Consider the following 18288-nt stretch of genomic DNA (forward strand, 5'->3'; position numbering starts at 1 on the left):
TTAGGTAATTCTTAATTAATTTAATCAAGCTTAGTCGTTTTGTAAAGATAACGGAGGTTAATAATAATGTACGATGATTCGTTAAAAACTAAAACTGAAGTCGATATTTTAAAAGAAGCGGCTCTTACTAATAATATTTTTCCAAATACACTATATAAAATATTACAAAGTGCAAAAATTGATCACTACTCTGAAAAAGGGTCTGATGCAAAAAGACGGAAACGAATAAGAGATGAAATTGTTCTGTATTCAAAAGAAAAGAAAATTTTGACAGGCGATTCTGCACTGAAATTACAAGTACAAGCTGTTGATTTTATAGAATTAAAATTAAATAACTATAAGACATATTACGGAAAACAAACCCTGAACTTTAAAATGCCTACACAATCAGAAGAAAATATTATTTTAGTAGGTGGAATGAATGGTGCCGGCAAAACTACTATTTTAAAAGCATTACGAGTCTTGTTATATGGAAAAAGGAATATGACTGATCTTGAGTATAAGGAACAATTTGCTAATACGATCAATAATCGTTTTTTTTCTGAAGGCGGTCGCGAATCAAGTGCTGAGTTAACACTTTCTGTCGATAACGACTATACCCATACAATAAAGTTAACATGGCAATATGACAATGCCAAAAGAATGATTAGTGAGACAAGAACTTTAATTAAGAAAAGAAATGGTTCGGTTAGACCTGTTAGTAATAACATTATTACTAAAGAAAACATGGATACTTTTAATCGATTAATTGATGGGTGGCTTCCATTGGAGTCATCACCATATTTTATATTTGACGGAGAAGAAATTAGCACACTTGTTGCTTCTAGAAACTCGACTAAGTTTAAAGATGCTATTAACCGTATGATTGGCTTAATGTTTTATGACAACCTCAAAGGTGATATTGATTCAATTGTAAGAGACTATGAGCGGTCACTTGCACAAATGGCCGATGCCGCAAAAGTGAATCGGATTAACAAGGTAATCAAAACATTAAGAGAAGAATTAGAAGAAGCAGAAACCAAGCTAAATAAAGTAGATATATATTTAAGTGGACGTAATAAAAAACTAGCTGAACTACGTAAACAAAAAACTGATATTTTAATGAAAAATAGAGATACGCGTGATGTGATTTTAAAAGAAGTGAGTCAGTTAGAAGAACGATTAAAAAATGAAAAAAACAACTTAAATATTCTCTATAAAAAAAATATTATACCAACTATTTTAAAAGATAAAATACATTTGCTATCTCAGAGAATGAAAGAAGAACAGCTCTCACAGGAAAAATTAATTCGCTCAACAGCAGCGTTGAAACCATATGATGAGTTTATGAAGCAGTTATTATCAAAACCTTTAACACCTGCCTTAACTGAGAAACAACTAATCCAAATTCAAGAACTAGGTAAACTAATTTGGATGGAAGATCACAATATTTCAAAAGTTGATGAGATCAAAATTCTCCATGATGTGACAAATGATACGAAACGAATGTTGTCTAACTTAACTTCAAATGCAAAAGGCGATCAAATTAAGAATTTGATCCGAAATATTTCAAAATATGAAAACGATTTGAAAAATCTAAATCGTAGAGTTAGTTTAGCACCTTCAGCAATAGACGTCTCCGAGATAGATCAGGAAATTGAAGTTTTAAACCGGGATGTGGGTGATAAAGAAAAAACTCGACGTGTTAGAAGAAATAAAGTAAATCAAATCAAAGAAGAACTCACAAAATTAGTGAACGAATTAAGACGCCTTGGAGAAAACGCAGAAACAGACTCTGATTTACAACAAAAATACGAGTTCTCTAAAAGAATTCAAAAAGCAGTCAATCATTACACAGAGCAGGTGTTAAATTGGAAAGTTGCTCTTATTAGTTTCGAATTCAAAGAAATGTTATCTGCCTTATTTAGAAAACAAAATGAATTTGGAAATGCTTATTTTGATCAGAAAAGTATGTGCATCAGAATTAAAAACGAAGTAGGAACAGAAATTCCGATTGAAGAGCGTTCAGCAGGTGAGAAGCAAATTATTTCTTCAGCATTTATATGGGCAATGACAAAAGCTTCTGATTTAGATTTACCTGTAGTGATTGATACGCCTCTCGGAAGATTGGATAGTCACCACAGAAATAATTTGATAACACATTTTTATAGAAAACTAAGTAAACAAGTTGTAATTTTATCAACTGACACAGAAATCACGAAAGAATATATGGAGTTAATGGAGAAGAACACTGCAAAACAACTTATGTTGGATTATAACCAAGATGAGAAATATACAGTAATTCGTGAAGGGTATTTTGAGTTCACGAAAGGGGTGTTGTAATGGATTCTAAGGGAATAAAGATATCTAAAACGACTAAATTAAGAATAGATGACTTGATGGGAGAATTTGTGGATTCTTTTGATGAAAATTCAAAGGATGTACGACCATTCGTTGTAAAGTTAGGGCTATCTACAGGTATCGCTAACAGCAAAGGGCTATATAAAGAATTTCCTCCTGGATGCGAAAGTAGTGATTGGGAGATGGGATCGATAATCTCGGGTGATGATTTTATGATTTTTAAACATTTAATTATTAACGAAGCAGGAATTTCTTTATCAGATTCTGAAATTAAAAAGCATATGAGAATGTTTATAGAACACGGAATCGAATCATTGTATCTCATATGGGAAAATCACCATGACAGTGGAGATTTAGAAGATTTTAAAATAAAGATTTTAAAATAAAGATTTTGAACTAAATAGCTTTTTAATAAATGTTGATTAAAGAAAATACAAATAAAGGTTATATTCACTTGAATATTAACCTTTATTTTTTTATACTTGTATCAAAGTTACGTACGTAATGAAAGGGGATTATATACGACATGAATGCTACATTTAATTATAATTTTCCAGCTTTAAAGGGTTACCAAGCAAATAAAGAATACTTTGTAGTAATGTGTCCACTAAAACTAATCCCTAAAATTTTTTTATTTGATGAGGAAGAAGTACCTGTTGAATATCGTGCTCAGAGAATTATTAACAAAGGACGCATTCCAGAAATAACAGAATACATTGTTCATCATCCAGAAGACTATGTCTTCTCTTCTTTGACAGCATCAGTAGATGGAGAGATGAATTTTGAACCATTTAATGATCATCCTAATTATCAAAACCTCGGTCAACTTTCTATTTCACTAGAGTCCAGATTTTTGATAAATGATGGCCAGCATCGAAGAGCAGCGATTGAAGAAGCATTGAAACTCGCACCTGAACTTGGGAATGAAACAATATCAGTTGTATTTTTCCAAGATGCTGGTTTAAAGCGATCACAACAAATATTTTCAGATTTGAATCGTCATGCCGTTAATACTACATCTTCTATTGGTATACTGTATGACCACCGTGATCAACTATCTATGGTAACTAAAAATCTGCTGGATGAGATTCCACTTTTGGCTAGGTATACAGAAAAAGAAAGAACATCACTTTCAAAAAACTCTCCAAAATTACTCTCGATTAATCATATCTACAACGCAAACTTGAGATTGATTGAAAAATCAAAAGGTGAACCAATTACTGAACAAGATGTAGAAGTTATTAATTTGTTTTGGAGTACATTATGTGAGACTATTCCTGAATGGGAAGAAGTACTGAAAAGAAATATTTCTCCAAGAACATTGAGACTTCAATCAATTACGGCACAAGGTTTATTTATTGAAGCCGTAGCAGAAGTGGGAAGAACATTAATTGCTCAGAGACCAGATTCGTGGTTATTAGGAATTAGAGAGCTATCAGGTATTGATTGGAGTCGGACGAACGAAAAAGATTGGAAAGGAAGAGCTTATGATGACTCCGGACGAATTATTAAAAATCGCCGAACAATTGCTCTGACGTCAATCCGAATTAAACAACTTTTAAATATAGATTTAAATGATAAAGAAAAGTCGATGGAGCAGGAGTTTTCTGTAGAAAGGAAGTTAATTTAAAATGGGGATTATTAGTAATCAACTGGCAAAAAAAGAAGACAATCCTTTAGCAAGACAATCTAAAGAACTAATTAAACGCGTATATGAACAAGATGAGAGACCGTGGGTTATCGGTTACAGTGGGGGAAAAGATTCAACATTAACAGTACAGCTCATTTTTGAAGCATTGCTAGAAATGTCGCCAAAACAGTGGCATAAAAAAATCTATGTAATTTCCTCAGATACGATGGTAGAGAATCCACTTGTTGCAGCAATGATTAACGGTTCTTTACAACGGATGCAAGATACTGCATTAAGAGTAGGTTTACCGTTAGAAACTCAAAAAGTAAAACCCTTAACAGAAAAAACATTCTGGTCAAATATTATTGGTCGAGGATATCCAACACCTAATCAAACATTTAGATGGTGTACTGATCGCTTAAAAATTGATCCTGCAGATCGCTTTATTAAAGATAAAGTGAATCGTTTTGGCGAAGTTATTATGGTTTTAGGTGTCCGTTCTAAAGAAAGTCAGAGTCGAGGTAACTCAATCAAAGAACATGAAATTCAAGGTACAGAATTGTTAAAGCACACAACTTTAAACAATGCTTTTGTTTTTGCTCCTATAAAAGACTTTGGTTTAGATGATGTATGGGGATATCTTTTGTCTAACCCTTCACCATGGGGAGAAGATAATGCAAAATTACAGGAAATGTACATGAATTCCAGTGGTGAATGTCCTTTAGTAGTCGATCAATCTATCAAAGAAAGTGCCGGATCATGTGGGAACAGTCGCTTTGGATGTTGGGTTTGTCCAGTGGTTTCTGAAGACAAATCATTAACAGGATTTATTAATAGCGGTGAAGAATGGATGACTCCTCTACTAAAGTATAGAAATCGTTTAGTCCATGTGCGGGATGATCGTAATTTAAGAATGCATCGTCGGATGAATGGTAAATTCTATTTGATTGGTGTGGAAAGCTATGAAAAAGATGGTATCACGTATCTTTCAATCAAGAAAAAAGGTGGCAGACAAGCAAAACTTTATTCTACTGAAGATGTAGAATCAGACAATGTAGAAACTGCTGAGGTTGTCGATGAGTACAACTTAAATTCATATATCGTAAATAATCAAATTGATCTAAGTCGACCAGAAAAACATCGAGATTTTTTCATTCGTCAAACGGATCAAGAAGGAAATGCTACGTATTCGCAATTAGGTCTAGGACCATTCACACTTGAGGCACGACAATTACTACTAAAAGAATTATTAGAAGTACAACGTGACTTAAATGCACCGACTACACATGATATTCCGCTTATTCAAGAAGAAGAGCTTCGTATGATCAGAAGAATGTGGTTACGTGAAGGTGATTGGAACGACTCATTACCACAAATCTATCTAGAAGTATTTGGTACAGAACTGGATTGGGAGCATGATGATCGACCATTAATGACCGCAGATCAAATGTCGGATTTAGAATTACTAGTTCAAAAACATCAACTTGACTTAAATACTGTAAAAAAATTATTCCACGTTGGAAACGAGTATGTAAGCTTAAAAGTAAAACGTGGATTCCAAAAAGAAGTGACATCTTTGCTCAAGCAGGATTACCTTCAGTTGTACCATGAAGGGGAGATAGAGAATGAAACTAAAGTCATTGACGCTTAAAAATATTGGTGCTTATAAACAACAAACTTTTGATTTTTCAAGTAAACGTAGTAAGCAAAATGTGACATTGATTGGTGGGAAAAACGGTGCAGGTAAAACAACATTTTTATCTGCAATGAAGTTAGGGCTATTTGGACCACTTGCCTATGATATGAAGACCGCTTCATCAACATATTTTAAAAGAATTAAAGGCTTAATGAATCATGATGAACTAGAAAAAATAGAAGGCTTAAAGATATCAATGCCTTGGTTTAAAATCGATTTAACTTTTGAACAGGTAGAATCTTCTGTCAGGGAAGAAATCCGATTTGTGAGAGAGTGGAACTTTACAGAAACAGGTGGAAGAGAGTTCTTTTCAATTTATAAGGATGGTGCAAGTCTTCCGGTTAGTGATGAGAAAAGGGACTTAATCTTCAATCGTTTCTGTGAATCGCTTCCTCCATATTTGTATGATGTGTGCCTATTTGATGGAGAAGAAATCAACAGAATCATTCAACAAGATGAACTATCTAACCATTTAGAGCGCTTAATTAAAAGTGCTTTAAAACTAGAAGTTCCTTTCTTGTTGGAAGACACAATTAATCGCGTTATCAATGAGGAAACTAAAAATTCAGTTGATCCGAATAAGCAAAATAAGCTTGAAAGATTGAAACTAGAATTGAATAATTTGATTCAAGAAGATAATAGGCTACAAAAAAGATATGATGTTCTATCTGATAATTTAGAAGAAATTAGTTTAACTGTCACTTCTCAGAAAAATGAATTGAAATCATTTGGTGGTCTTTTAAAAGAAGAAGAAGAACAATTAAAAAGTGAATTGAACGAATTAGAACGTAAGAAAAAAGAGAATAAATCAAGTGTTCAAGAACTTATTAATGGTAATTTACCTTTCCTATTAAATCGTAATTTAATTGAAAAAGTAAGAGGACAGTTGAAAGAAGAAAAATTGATTGAAAGTATTGATGATGTGAAAAGAGAAATGCTTCAAGAATTAGCTAGTGAGTTATCACATCGTATTAAAACTAATTCAAATCAATTAGAAGAAGCGCTTCAAGAATCTTTAACAGCTATTCAACCGAAGGGTCAATCAATTATTCATCGTGCTTCCTTTGGTGAAAAAGCTCAAATTGAGTCTGTATTTGAAGGGATTAAAAATCTTGATTTTTCTTATTATCGTAAAAAAATAAGTGATCAACAAAATATGGATGAACAAATTAAATTAATTAAGCAAAAACTTATAGTTCAAAGTGATAGTGTTGAAGATTTTATGGGGATGTTATCTGAACTTGAGCAGTTACAGGAGCAATATGCCGAAAAAAATCAAGAATTGAAAGTAACAACTAAACAATGGGCTTTAGTCCAAGGAGAGCGTGTCAGTTTACAGGAAGAATATGATCAATTGAGTGAAGAAATCGATAGAGAAGCTAACCAATCAAGTAGTGTTATGCATAATGCTACAGCGATGCGCGCATTACTTTTAGAATTCCAAAATCAGCAACAGCAAAAAGGGATTCAATTGATTGAAAAGCAAGCACTAAAAATGATTAATCGTCTCTTCCGAAAAAGAGGTTATTTGCACCGTCTTGTAATTAATTCAATGACGTATGAGGTTACTTTATATTCTGAGGATCAAAAACGAATTCCTCAATCTACATTATCGGCAGGAGAAAAACAGTTATTACTCATGTCACTAGTTTGGGCAGTATTTGATGTATCAGGAAACAAATTACCCTTTATTTTCGATACACTTTTGGGACGTTTGGATGTGGAACATCGTGAGAATCTTTTAACTGAACTCATTCCTGCATTTGGTGAGCAAGTATTGATTCTATCGACAGACTCTGAAGTGACAGAAGCAAATTATAAATTATTGAAGCCTGTCATCAATAGAGAATACAGTTTGAATTTCGATACAACTGAACGTTCGATCAAGGTAGTACCAAGTTACTTCCGCTTTAATGAAACGGAGAAAATATCATGAATCATCGCTTAAAATTATCCAAGACAACACTAGAAATATTTCAACAGCTACAAGCAAGTACGAATATTACACCTAACGTATTGGCAAGGATAGCTGTTGCACTTTCCCTAAAAAATGAACAAATACCAAAAGTGAATACAAAAGAAATTTCAAATTTTGAGATTTCCAGAGCCACATTGACTGGAGAACACGATTTTTCATATAAATCTATGATTCTACAGCATGCAAATCAAGCAATTGAAGAAGAACATTATTTTCCTGATCTGTTTAACGCTCATATTGATCGAGGAGCCGACGAACTATTTAAAATCTATCAATACTCAGGAAATCCTCAAAAGTTTTGGATGAAGATATTAGAAATTGAGTAGAGAAGGAGAATAGTATGCTGTATTTAGATAACAGTGCAACAACACCAACGCATCAAGACGTTGTAGATGCGATGCTACCGTATTGGACAGATGTTTTTGGTAATCCTTCTAGTAAATACTATGCTCAAGCTGTTGATGCAAAAGTAGCGGTAGATCGTTCTAGACAAGCTGTAGCAGAGTTAGTAAATAGTAAAGCTGATGAAGTAATCTTTACAAGCGGAGCAACCGAGAGTAACAACTTTTTACTAAAAGGAATTGCGATGTCGCACTCTAATCGTGGTAAACGAATTATATCTAGTACTGTAGAACATCCGTCTGTATTAGAAACACTTCGATACCTTGAGACTCAAGGGTTCGATGTCGTATATCTTTCAGTAGATTCATACGGAAGAATTGATTTGAAAGATTTGAAAGAAGCTTTACTAGAGAAACCAACCGTATTGGTAACGCTTTTATGGGGTAATAATGAACTAGGTTCATTAAATCCAATCAAAGAAGCATCTAAACTCGCAAATCAATACGGTGCTTTTTTTCATACAGATGCGACTCAAGTAATTGGGAAAGTAAGAGTTAATTTAGAGGAGTTACCCTACGTGCAGCTTCTATCAGTATCAGCACATAAATTTTATGGACCTAAAGGAATTGGTGCAGCAATCGTTCGCAAAGACGACATGGGTTTATCTTTGAAGATAACTCCTCTTTTACATGGAGGTGCCCAGGAGAACGGTTATCGTAGTGGAACCCATGCAGTTCCATTAATTGTAGGAATGGGAAAGGCAGCAGAAATAGCTCATTCAAGATTAGATGAAAATCTCCAGCAATTAACGAAACTTGAAGCGAGGCTTAGCCAATTGCTAATTCAACAATTTGGTGATGTCATTCATTTCAACAATGATGAACAAAACAAAATCCCTGGAATCTTAAGTGTTCAGTTTAAAGGCTTGAACAATGAGATTCTTTGCAAAGAGCTTGCACCAGTTATGGCGGTTTCAACAGGGTCTGCATGTAGTTCAAGTAAACCAAGTCATGTACTTCAAGAAATTGGTTGTTCCATGGAACAATTACGTTCAACTATTCGTTTTTCACTATCTCCTTATCAATCAGAAAAAGAGTTAGATGTCTTTTTAGAATTATAAAAAATCAGCATCGGTTTATCCGATGCTGATTTTTTGTTAAGTCGTATATAAAGATTCGATTAAATCTTCTTTTTTGATATCACTTGTAATTTTATCGATATGATCTTTAATTTGTTGAATTGGTTGAAGTACTCCTCTAATACCAAATGCTTCTGGCAAATGAACTAATGTGTGATCCTCTCGTTTTACGAGAGAAGCACTTGGGACATCATGTTTGAAGGAAAGTACGATTCCATCTCCGAGGTAAGGTTCCAGAGAATCATCAATTATAAAATCTCCTTTTAATAAAGACGTGATGACTGATTGACGATTATTTTCAAAATCATAGTTTGTCCGTTCAGGCCAAAGTTCACTTTCATGAATCTTTTTAGCATTTGTCAGGAAGAGTTGAGCGAAGAAAAGACGATAATAGTCATTTTCAAACGTATCCCCAATTTGATTGTAAAGATTAGTACGGAAAAGATCTTTTGTATGTTTTGTTTGTTCAATTGCTTTTTTTATTACACTCTCATCATTAATACCGATTTTCACTTCAACAGGGAAAAAGTGCAGTTTTAATCCAGTTGAAGATTCTTCAAGACCGATTAAAAGTAAGTCATCAGAATGAGTTCCAGAACGATTTAATGATTTTGCTGAAAATACACTATCGCGAGTAAATCCTGCAGCACCAGCAACTCTAAGGACTTCTTCAAGTGATATCGGAACCCATGTAATTGCAGGATGATCGAACAAAGCAAGCGCATATCGAACAGCTGAAAGAATGCTAAATTTCTCTCGACTAAAGTGTTTTCGTTTTTCAGGACTCTCAATACCACGGCGAATCATTTCAAGAAGCCATTCACCATTAATTGTATTAAAGGCTTTAATGGCCTGAACAATGTGCTGATCCGTTGGTTCATGATGAATCATTTGATTCGACTTAAAGAATTCTTTTACGATTGACTGATATTGACCAGCTTTATTTGTAACGGTGATAGCATCATAACGGAATGATGAAGTGTACTGATCACTGTAATGAATAACTAGTAAATCTTGATTTGTATTTTTATTACCATGAAAATATCCTAAATCTACTGTAGGTTCTATAAATGTTACCCAATGAGATTGTTCATAGATTTCATTAAACGTATCATCTGGTAAAACTTTCATCGAAGAAACTGCTACTGTTCCTTTTGAATAAGGATTGTTTCCTGCATCACGCATGTTGAAATTAAATTCATTCACAGAATATGCAATTTTCGCCAAAATTTCTTCTGAGTCAATTGGATATAATTTTGTTCCGAATCCGCTTAAATAAGAAGTCTTATTTATTGTTGCTGATAAAGTAGAATAGAGTCCACCTAAAGCCATACCAGTCTTCATATTATCCGCACGGTCTGGATAAATGTTTTCTTTTCCTCTCATTTTATAAAAACTGATATGTGCATATTCAAAATTATCACTTTGGCTGAATCGATAAAATTTTAAGTTAGCACGAACAATTCGAATTAAGTCTTCAAATAAGTAATTACTACTTTTTTTCATCAAAGAACGAAGGTCATCGAATTGATTTTCAAGGTCATTGAAGAAATCATATTGAGAGAAGTCATCTAAGTCTTTATGTCCAGATTCGTGATGATGATTATATAAGCGAACTTCTACAGGAATTAGTTTGTCAGCACCATGTTTTTCTATTTGTTTGAACATCCAAGAAACAATACCTTTTAAAATAGGACGTCCACTTGAAATTTCAATTATATTTAGTTTCAAAGAAGCTTTTGTTTCAGTGTTAAAAAGAAAATCAAAATGATTAATAAATTGATTCATTTTATCAAATATAACTTTATCAAGAAACTTTTCAGCATCTACAATAGTGAGTTCATCAAGCGGTTTATATAAAATCCATTCTGGAGCAACATTTTGACTTTCTGGCTTATACCATTGTTGATTTTGGCCATCAGGCTGATAACTCAAAAGTGGTAAGAGCGCATCAGGGCGCAAACGATTGATGATAGAGTAATTCACATGATTATTTTCTAACTGCTGATAAAGTTCAATTTGATAAGCAACATTCAATGGATGAAAAGGAGTTAGGAAAACCTGATTCTGATCAATTGAATAAATGGTTCCTAAACGATCAGTACCTAATCCGTCTTCCATCAATTTGTCATCTGTTTTGAGATTCTGTACAAACTGAAGATAGGCATTCAGGTAAGGAATAGCAACACTTAAATATTCTTCATTAACCTGCTCGTAAAAGGGGACACTGTTGATTCCTTTGAAATAATTAATAAATCGATTATACGTTTCACGTAATAAAAGATTTTGTATTTCGTACTCTTCATTAGAAAAAAGCTCTCCATTCTGTATGATACCAGTAAACATACTGTCTTTAACCCAACGAATTTCTTGCTCTACGAATGAACGGTATTCCGAATGATCATAAAACTGCTCATTCCCTATAATCAGACGTTTTCCTGAAACAAGAACAGAAGAAGATTTTTCTCGTTTCATTTGCCAAAGACGCATTCCAGTGATGGGATGAGGCTTATTTGGTAAATCAGAAATAAGCAACTCAATGGGGTTAAATTCATCAATCTGCAGATTGATTCTGAGAATTTGATCGCCATCCATTAACTCAGGATCAAAAGAAAAAACGGTATTTGTTTCACTTGTTACCCGAATAATTTCTTTATCACTTGTTACTATACGTTCTTCAGGGTGTACAAAGTTAGGATCTCCGATGCGAATGATACCATCTGGATCTTCTAAAGAAAGAAATGGGGAATCGTCTGTCCAACCATTAGAATAAGATGCTTTGTAATTTCCAAGTACGTCTTCGCTAAAAGGAAGAACAGTTATATAAAAGTTATTCTTAAGACCAGTAATATGAAGATATTCGGCATGTAAGTTAAACGGTTGATTTTCAATTTCATCTAAAAGAATTCTTAATTTTTTTCCACTATGTTCAAATGAAACATTGGCTTGTCCCGAAATATTTTTGCTACGAGCACCAGAAGATTTAATACTTTTTGGCATTTTGTGATCGCCATCGATATCAAACTCCAGTGTGAGCGTCATCTGATTCAGCCCCTCCGGATTGAAAACAATAATATGACGATGCTTTCGACCGGCAGCAGTATTACTTTTAGGTAATTCCCAAACACTAATTTTCTTGTTATGTTGCTTTGCTGAAACAGTTACAAGCTCAAATTTTTTCTTTGTTTGTTCAACGTATGAATTTACTTGAGCATAACTCAGCTCTTTCCAATCAGTTTCTTTTAGTTTTTTTTGCCCTTCAACCGTAAACTTTTTATCAAGAACTTTTTCTATATTGTAGAGATGATAATCTTGAATGATTTGGTAGAGTTCCTGATTTTCTTTAAGTCGCAATTCAATATTTTTTGTTCCTACATATTGAGTTAAATCATCTTTAAAAAACCCAAGTTTTTCATAATCATCTGTGGAAACTTTTCCTTTTGCTAAAACGTCGAGGATAGGTTCAAAATCCATGAAATTTATATTACCAGTATCACCATGTTCTTCAATAAATTGAGATAGATAGAACGACATTAGTGCTTGATCAGACTCATTGAAAAGCTTCTGTCCTACATCTTTTTTTAAAGAATGAATCAAGGCTTTTACATGAAGAGGCATTCCTTGTTTTTGTAAATTTCGACTTCCACCTTCGATACTATCTAGTTGATGAGGTAGTAACATTAAGAGTGCAGTATTTTTCCATCCTTCTTGTTGTTGACTTACTAAATTTCGTAACAATACTAAATAATCTGCTGTTACATCAGATGTTTGAGCAGCTAGTATCAATCTTATATTGCCATAGCGAATAGAATAAGAATGAAAGGGAGTTTGCTGTTCATGTGTATATTTAAAAGGACTTAAAAAGTCTGGTGAGATTTTATTTTGAACTGACGCAAGGAACTGTGTTACTTCTTCTTGATGGTCAAAACGAATAAAGTATTTATCACCATTATTAGGTGGATGCTGAACAAAATAGTCATTAATGTGTAATGATAAATAGTCATAAAATTGATTTGACATATTGTGCCTCCCCGCTGTCACTCATTTTAATGAGTAAGTTCATTTTTTCTAACGTATTTTCAAATTCAATACGACTATAGCGATCCAAGAAAACTCCTCTTCTTTCAAGTTCTGAATAAACATCCTGAAGGCGCATTTTAGAAGATCGAACAATAACTATAAGGAACATAGTGAGCATTTCTTGATTAAGTGAAAAAACATTCCCATTTCGTCCACGTTGTTTTACAATTCGAGTTTTGGCGATTTCAGTAACAGCATTTCCATAACGTCCTTGAGGAGCTTCAGGAGAAGAAACTGTCATAACAGAAATTAATTGCTTAACTGAATCTGAAAATGTTTCACTTTTTGTAATTGGACGTTGAAGTTTTGATTTTTCAATGATGGAAGTAGATTGCGCATCTACTTCTTCTAACCACATACCTTGTTCTTCACTTGAAAGTTGATCAAATATTGATTTGATTGTAGGAAATTCCATCATTGTTTCTGATTCTAAATTTCTTGTATTGCAACTCAATTGGGCCAATGTGAGCTGTGTGCTAAATAATTTACCAGCCATTTCTTCCAAGTATTTAAATCCCTTGCGCACAGCATCGCGCCTACTTGAAACAGTAGGTTCCCAATCGAGTGTGAAATAAAGTTGCTCTATATTTCCTTTGCTATAATCAGCCTGTTCAAGTAATGAAAGTTTAATAATGTTTTGACTCAGTAAGAAGAATGTATAGTAGTAGGTTACTAAGTCAGCATATTTGATAAAGAAATCTGGATGATTTCTTAAAAATAATAAATCATCTGTAAACAGTTCACCTAACCAGGGTAGTTTATGATCGAATGTTGGAAGCGATTTTTCTCTTTTTTCAGGAAGTGGTTTAAAATTTTTAGTGATATTTTGTAAGACATCGTTCTCTTCATTAGGATTAAACATATTCTGAAGTGATGTATGATCTTTGCACAAATCATAAAGATAATCTGAAATTTTAAAAGTACGATTTTTTAAATCCACTCGTTCTAAGTGCAATAACATATTTGGATGTTGGAGTTGTTGCTTTGTTTCTCCTGTGATTACTAATTCGTTTAGTAAAGCAATAAATTCATCATGATCTTTAGGCTCAATAGACATCTCATTTAAAAGTGGTTCGAAATCATTCGTTTGAGTTCCAACTGAATACTCACCTTTGTATCCACTGATTAAACGAGCAAACGAAGCAAATTCTCCTGTCCAATTTTCTTTAAAAGTTTCATCAACTTTTAATTTGGTAGCATTAGTGTTAAAAGGGAACATTTGATGGAATGCATTCAAATCTCTCTTTTTACTTGTAATAACTTTTTTTTCAATAATTCCTCTTTGCAGTTCCATGTTAATCCTCCGCTGTTCCCATGTGTTTAAAGGTTTTAGTGCCGAAGCGATCCTGACTTAGTAAATATGCTTGTTTAGAGTCTTCAGTCACAATCATTACCTCTGATGGGGATGTACACATTTCATGAATCTTCTCTGCGAACTCTAAAAATTTAATAGATCGGTGATCATCTTCTTTAGTAGGACGATATCCATCCTGAATATCCATGAATAATTGGAATAGTGGATAGTCGATTTCAAGTTCAGCTAAGTTAGTCTCGTTACCTTTTTTATTGAAGTGTAAGAGGATAGTCGGGCTAAACTTACTTAGAACACTTTCTGTACTTGATTTAATCTTCGTTGGATTACCTTCAATTTCAGCTTTAAAAGCAAGACGATGACGATTTGTAATTTTTTTTGTATATACATAATAAGGTTTTGGAGAGCCAAACCACTTGTAGTAAGCTGAGCTACTTATTTCATAGAGCGGCTGCAAAAGTCGAGTATTTCCTTTGTTGTATTGGTAGAGAAAATGAAGGTAATTTCGATAGACTGAATCTTGAATTGTTTCTGCAAATTCTGGATTACTTAAAACCATCAATCTAATCAATTGACCTGTCCATTCTTGAATGCTATCTACTTGAGCTGGCGAGTAAAAGGCTTGAGCATTTTCGTCTAAGTGTTCTAATATTTCATCTACATCTCCACCGGTATAAAGTGAAAGATATAAGTCATCAACAGTGCGATGACGTGTTCTTAAAGGATCGAGTTGGGCTATTTGTGTCAATAATTTCGAGCGTTCTGGACGATTAAATAACTGCTCAGGTAAACCATTTTCGAGCATTATAGAAGGTTTAACAGAAACATGTTTTAATTCGTTCCAGTTCACAGGAATCAGTAAGTCAGAAATTAAGTTGAAAAAGGCACGGACAGAGATCAATTCATGATGCTTTACAATCAACTCAATTAACACTTGGACAATTTGATCTTGTATATTTTTTTGGCTTAGCAATGCGTAGTTACGATGTAAAATCGTATCAACTTCATTTTCTCTATCGACTCGATATGCATCGTAAAAAGGATTTTCTGGAGAGTCAGAACAAATTTTTTCAAGAAGATCAGAGTAAAATGAAGACTTCGGACCATTCTCAGTTAGCTCATAAGATTGATAACTTGAAAAACTAAATAATGTAAAAAAACTCGAAGATATGCTAATGGTTTTTCCTGGTTTAAGAACATTTGTTTGCTCAACAAATTCTCGAAGTGATGAGTAAGTATATTCGGAATCTTCTTTTGTATGATCAAGAAATTTAGCAAGCATTCCAATATTGATAGCAAGAATCATTTTTGATGAACTTAAGTTGTTTTGTAAAGATTGATCCGAAAAATCTTTAAGTCGTTCCAACAAAGTATCAACAGCATTTTTCGTAGGGTCAAAACTTTCTGTAGCATCATTGTAGACTTTGTAATCAGAAAGAAGATCAGGGTGTTTCTTTTGTATATAACTCAATAAATGAGATTTCCCATCACCTACATTTCCACATAGTAGGATGAGGCGATTTTCATGGCTATTTGTCAACTGTTCGACAAGTTCTATCTGGATCTTACGATCAACATGCAAATAATTACTTAATTCATTTAATGGATCGTTACCATTTTCTACTGCATCTTTAGACGTTTCTTGTAAGCGAGAAATATAAGTGAAGAGATAATTATCATTAACTTCTTCATTTAAATAAGAAAAAGCAGGTCGTTTGATATCTTCAACTTGTATATGATCTTCAGGTATAGCGGGGGGAGCAGTCAAACCAACATCATCAAGTAATCTCATAAAAAGTTCTTTCATACTTTGATCGTCCATTGGTGATGAAGTTACAGGAACAGACGGTAACGTATAGTGAGGAATATTTGGCATATCAAAATGTCGTGCACAATAATCGACTGAAATATCAAACATAGCTTTATGTACACGAGTCAAATGAATGCTGCTTTCCGTTGAATGATTATGAACAGCATTATTTCCAAGCTTTCGTATATAGTGCAAATCATCAATTGATTTGCTTGATAGGGTATGTGCTCCCTGAAGTGATCGAATCATCTCTACTAAAGATCCTTGATCTAACTTTTTTCGCCAAATCATATCTTTTGCGAGCTCTTCAATAAATTTACGTGAATATGTTAACGCAGCGTCCGAATCAATATAATATTGGCGTTCCATGTCGAGTGCTAATTTAAAGGCATCTTCGTTCCACTCTTTTAAAAAATCAAAAGTACTTTCACTCATTGCTTTTACTCCTTATATAAAATCGATTTATTATTTATTGAGACTAACAATAGAAAAAATAACAATTATTTGCTAAAAAGATTACAATCAAAGTATAACAAAAATTTTCTTTCTGATGATGGAGTTGAGAAAATTATGCAATCTACATCCTATGAAATACCAAAGTGGCTGACTCTTCATCCTTATCAAGAACAAGCAATTAAAAGCTGGCAAGATAACAATTATCAGGGATTATTTGAGATGGCCACAGGGACAGGAAAAACATTAACAGCTCTTTCAGCTGCATGCAAATTATTCCAAGCAAAAAAACGATTAGCTATTATTATTGTATGTCCATTGATTGATTTGGTAGATCAATGGGCGAAAAATGCGGAAGAATTTGGACTACAACCAGTACGTATTTATCAAAATAGAAAGCAATGGTTTGATTTAACAAGTAGTGAAATCACTCAATATAATATAGGAAATCAAGATGTACTATGTTTTATTACAACAATGCAAACTTTAAAAATGTCGAAAGATGTACAACTACAACTGGGAAGACTTTCAAAAGAAAGCTTAATTATTGTTGATGAAGCACATAATATAGGAACTTCAAGATCTATTGAATCGTTACCAAGTCATTTTAAATATCGATTAGCTTTATCTGCTACTCCAAGACGATGGAATGATGATGAAGGAACAGATGCTATTTTTTCCTATTTTGGTGGTGAACCTATTTTTAAATATGAGTTACGCGACGCCATTCATGCAGGCTATTTAACTCCATATTATTACTATCCGCAAATTGTAGTTTTAACTGATTCGGAAAGAGAAGAATATATGGAGTTAAGTAAAAAAATCGCCAAGCTATTTGCTTCTCAAGGAGAAGACACTAAAAATGAATATCTAGAACAACTTTTGATAAAGCGTGCTCGACTAATCAACAGTGCTGAAAATAAAGAAGAGTTACTTAAAAAATTATTAAAAAAGCAAAAGAATGATGGAGATATGAGACATACAATTGTTTATTGTGGTGATCAAAAAAAAGAAGGCGAACGACAAGTGGATCGACTTGTTCAAATGATGGGGAAGGAATTAGGAGTTTACAGCAGCAGTTATACATCTCACGAAAATAATAAACAAAGACGAGACTTACTTAGTCAATTTGACTCTGGTGAAATTGAAGCACTAATTGCTATTAGATGTTTAGATGAAGGTGTTGATGTTCCTAATACTCGAACTGCATATATTTTAGCAAGTAGTTCTAATCCTAAAGAATTTATTCAACGAAGAGGTCGAGTATTGAGGAAAGCGCGTGGAAAAGAATTTGCTATTTTGTATGATTTTATTGTTATTTCTCAGGAAATTTCAGATACAAATCAATTGCCTGATGCAGATTTTAATATTGAACGGAGTTTACTCGAGAAAGAGCTAAGGAGAGTTCAAGAGTTTGCTTCTTTAGCAATTAACGGGCCGCAAGCTTCACAGACATTACTCGAATTGAAAAATTTATATAACTTACAACATTTATAAGTAAGGGGCGAG

General features: G+C 33.4%; 11 protein-coding genes. 8 read left to right on the forward strand and 3 right to left on the reverse strand.

Annotation, left to right across the window (positions count from 1 at the left end; translation table 11 throughout):
• The first annotated feature begins 66 nt into the window (after positions 1-66).
• The 7 genes from dndD (DVG79_RS12345) (at position 67) to DVG79_RS12375 (ending at position 9106) form a co-directional block, all read left to right on the forward strand.
• The gene (gene dndD / locus DVG79_RS12345; protein WP_114596991.1) at positions 67-2322 is read left to right on the forward strand and encodes a DNA sulfur modification protein DndD; all 2256 of its coding nucleotides are present in this window, start codon (positions 67-69) and stop codon (positions 2320-2322) included.
• The gene (locus DVG79_RS12350; protein WP_114596992.1) at positions 2322-2726 is read left to right on the forward strand and encodes a hypothetical protein; all 405 of its coding nucleotides are present in this window, start codon (positions 2322-2324) and stop codon (positions 2724-2726) included. Before dndD (DVG79_RS12345) ends, DVG79_RS12350 begins: the two co-directional genes overlap by 1 nt.
• Positions 2727-2866: 140 nt before the next feature.
• Positions 2867-3970 carry a DNA sulfur modification protein DndB gene (gene dndB / locus DVG79_RS12355; protein WP_114596993.1) on the forward strand — a complete coding sequence of 368 codons (1104 nt, stop codon included), beginning with the start codon at positions 2867-2869 and terminating at the stop codon, positions 3968-3970.
• 1 nt (position 3971) lies between these two features.
• Complete coding sequence (gene dndC, locus DVG79_RS12360; RefSeq protein ID WP_114596994.1) at positions 3972-5621, forward strand: DNA phosphorothioation system sulfurtransferase DndC; 1650 nt, start codon at positions 3972-3974, stop codon at positions 5619-5621.
• Positions 5596-7602 carry a DNA sulfur modification protein DndD gene (gene dndD / locus DVG79_RS12365; protein ID WP_114596995.1) on the forward strand — a complete coding sequence of 669 codons (2007 nt, stop codon included), beginning with the start codon at positions 5596-5598 and terminating at the stop codon, positions 7600-7602. The genes dndC and dndD (DVG79_RS12365) overlap by 26 nt, the downstream gene beginning before the upstream one ends.
• Positions 7599-7970, forward strand: a complete 372-nt coding sequence (locus tag DVG79_RS12370) for a DndE family protein (protein WP_114596996.1) — start codon at positions 7599-7601, stop codon at positions 7968-7970. The genes dndD (DVG79_RS12365) and DVG79_RS12370 overlap by 4 nt, the downstream gene beginning before the upstream one ends.
• Before the next feature lie 14 nt (positions 7971-7984).
• On the forward strand, positions 7985-9106 hold the full coding sequence (locus DVG79_RS12375; protein WP_114596997.1) for a cysteine desulfurase family protein: 1122 nt from the start codon (positions 7985-7987) through the stop codon (positions 9104-9106).
• A gap of 36 nt (positions 9107-9142) precedes the next feature.
• On the opposite strand, the gene dptH is transcribed toward DVG79_RS12375, so the two are convergent.
• Genes dptH through dptF form a run of 3 tightly spaced genes read right to left on the reverse strand, consistent with a single transcriptional unit; the run spans position 9143 to position 16761 of the window.
• Entirely contained in the window at positions 9143-13144 is a 4002-nt protein-coding gene (gene dptH, locus DVG79_RS12380; protein WP_114596998.1) for a DNA phosphorothioation-dependent restriction protein DptH, read from the reverse strand.
• Positions 13125-14498 (reverse strand): DNA phosphorothioation-dependent restriction protein DptG, encoded by a 1374-nt coding sequence (gene dptG / locus DVG79_RS12385; protein WP_114596999.1) that lies wholly within the window; start codon positions 14496-14498, stop codon positions 13125-13127. Before dptG ends, dptH begins: the two co-directional genes overlap by 20 nt.
• A 1-nt stretch (position 14499) precedes the next feature.
• The gene (gene dptF / locus DVG79_RS12390) at positions 14500-16761 is read right to left on the reverse strand and encodes a DNA phosphorothioation-dependent restriction protein DptF (protein ID WP_114597000.1); all 2262 of its coding nucleotides are present in this window, start codon (positions 16759-16761) and stop codon (positions 14500-14502) included.
• 135 nt (positions 16762-16896) lie between these two features.
• Here dptF and DVG79_RS12395 point away from each other — a divergent pair, with 135 nt between their 5' ends.
• Positions 16897-18276 (forward strand): DEAD/DEAH box helicase family protein, encoded by a 1380-nt coding sequence (locus DVG79_RS12395; RefSeq protein WP_114597001.1) that lies wholly within the window; start codon positions 16897-16899, stop codon positions 18274-18276.
• Positions 18277-18288: the final 12 nt, after the last annotated feature.

It is taken from the genome of Exiguobacterium sp. RIT594, assembly GCF_003339585.1.
Taxonomy (GTDB): Bacteria; Bacillota; Bacilli; order Exiguobacteriales; family Exiguobacteriaceae; genus Exiguobacterium_A.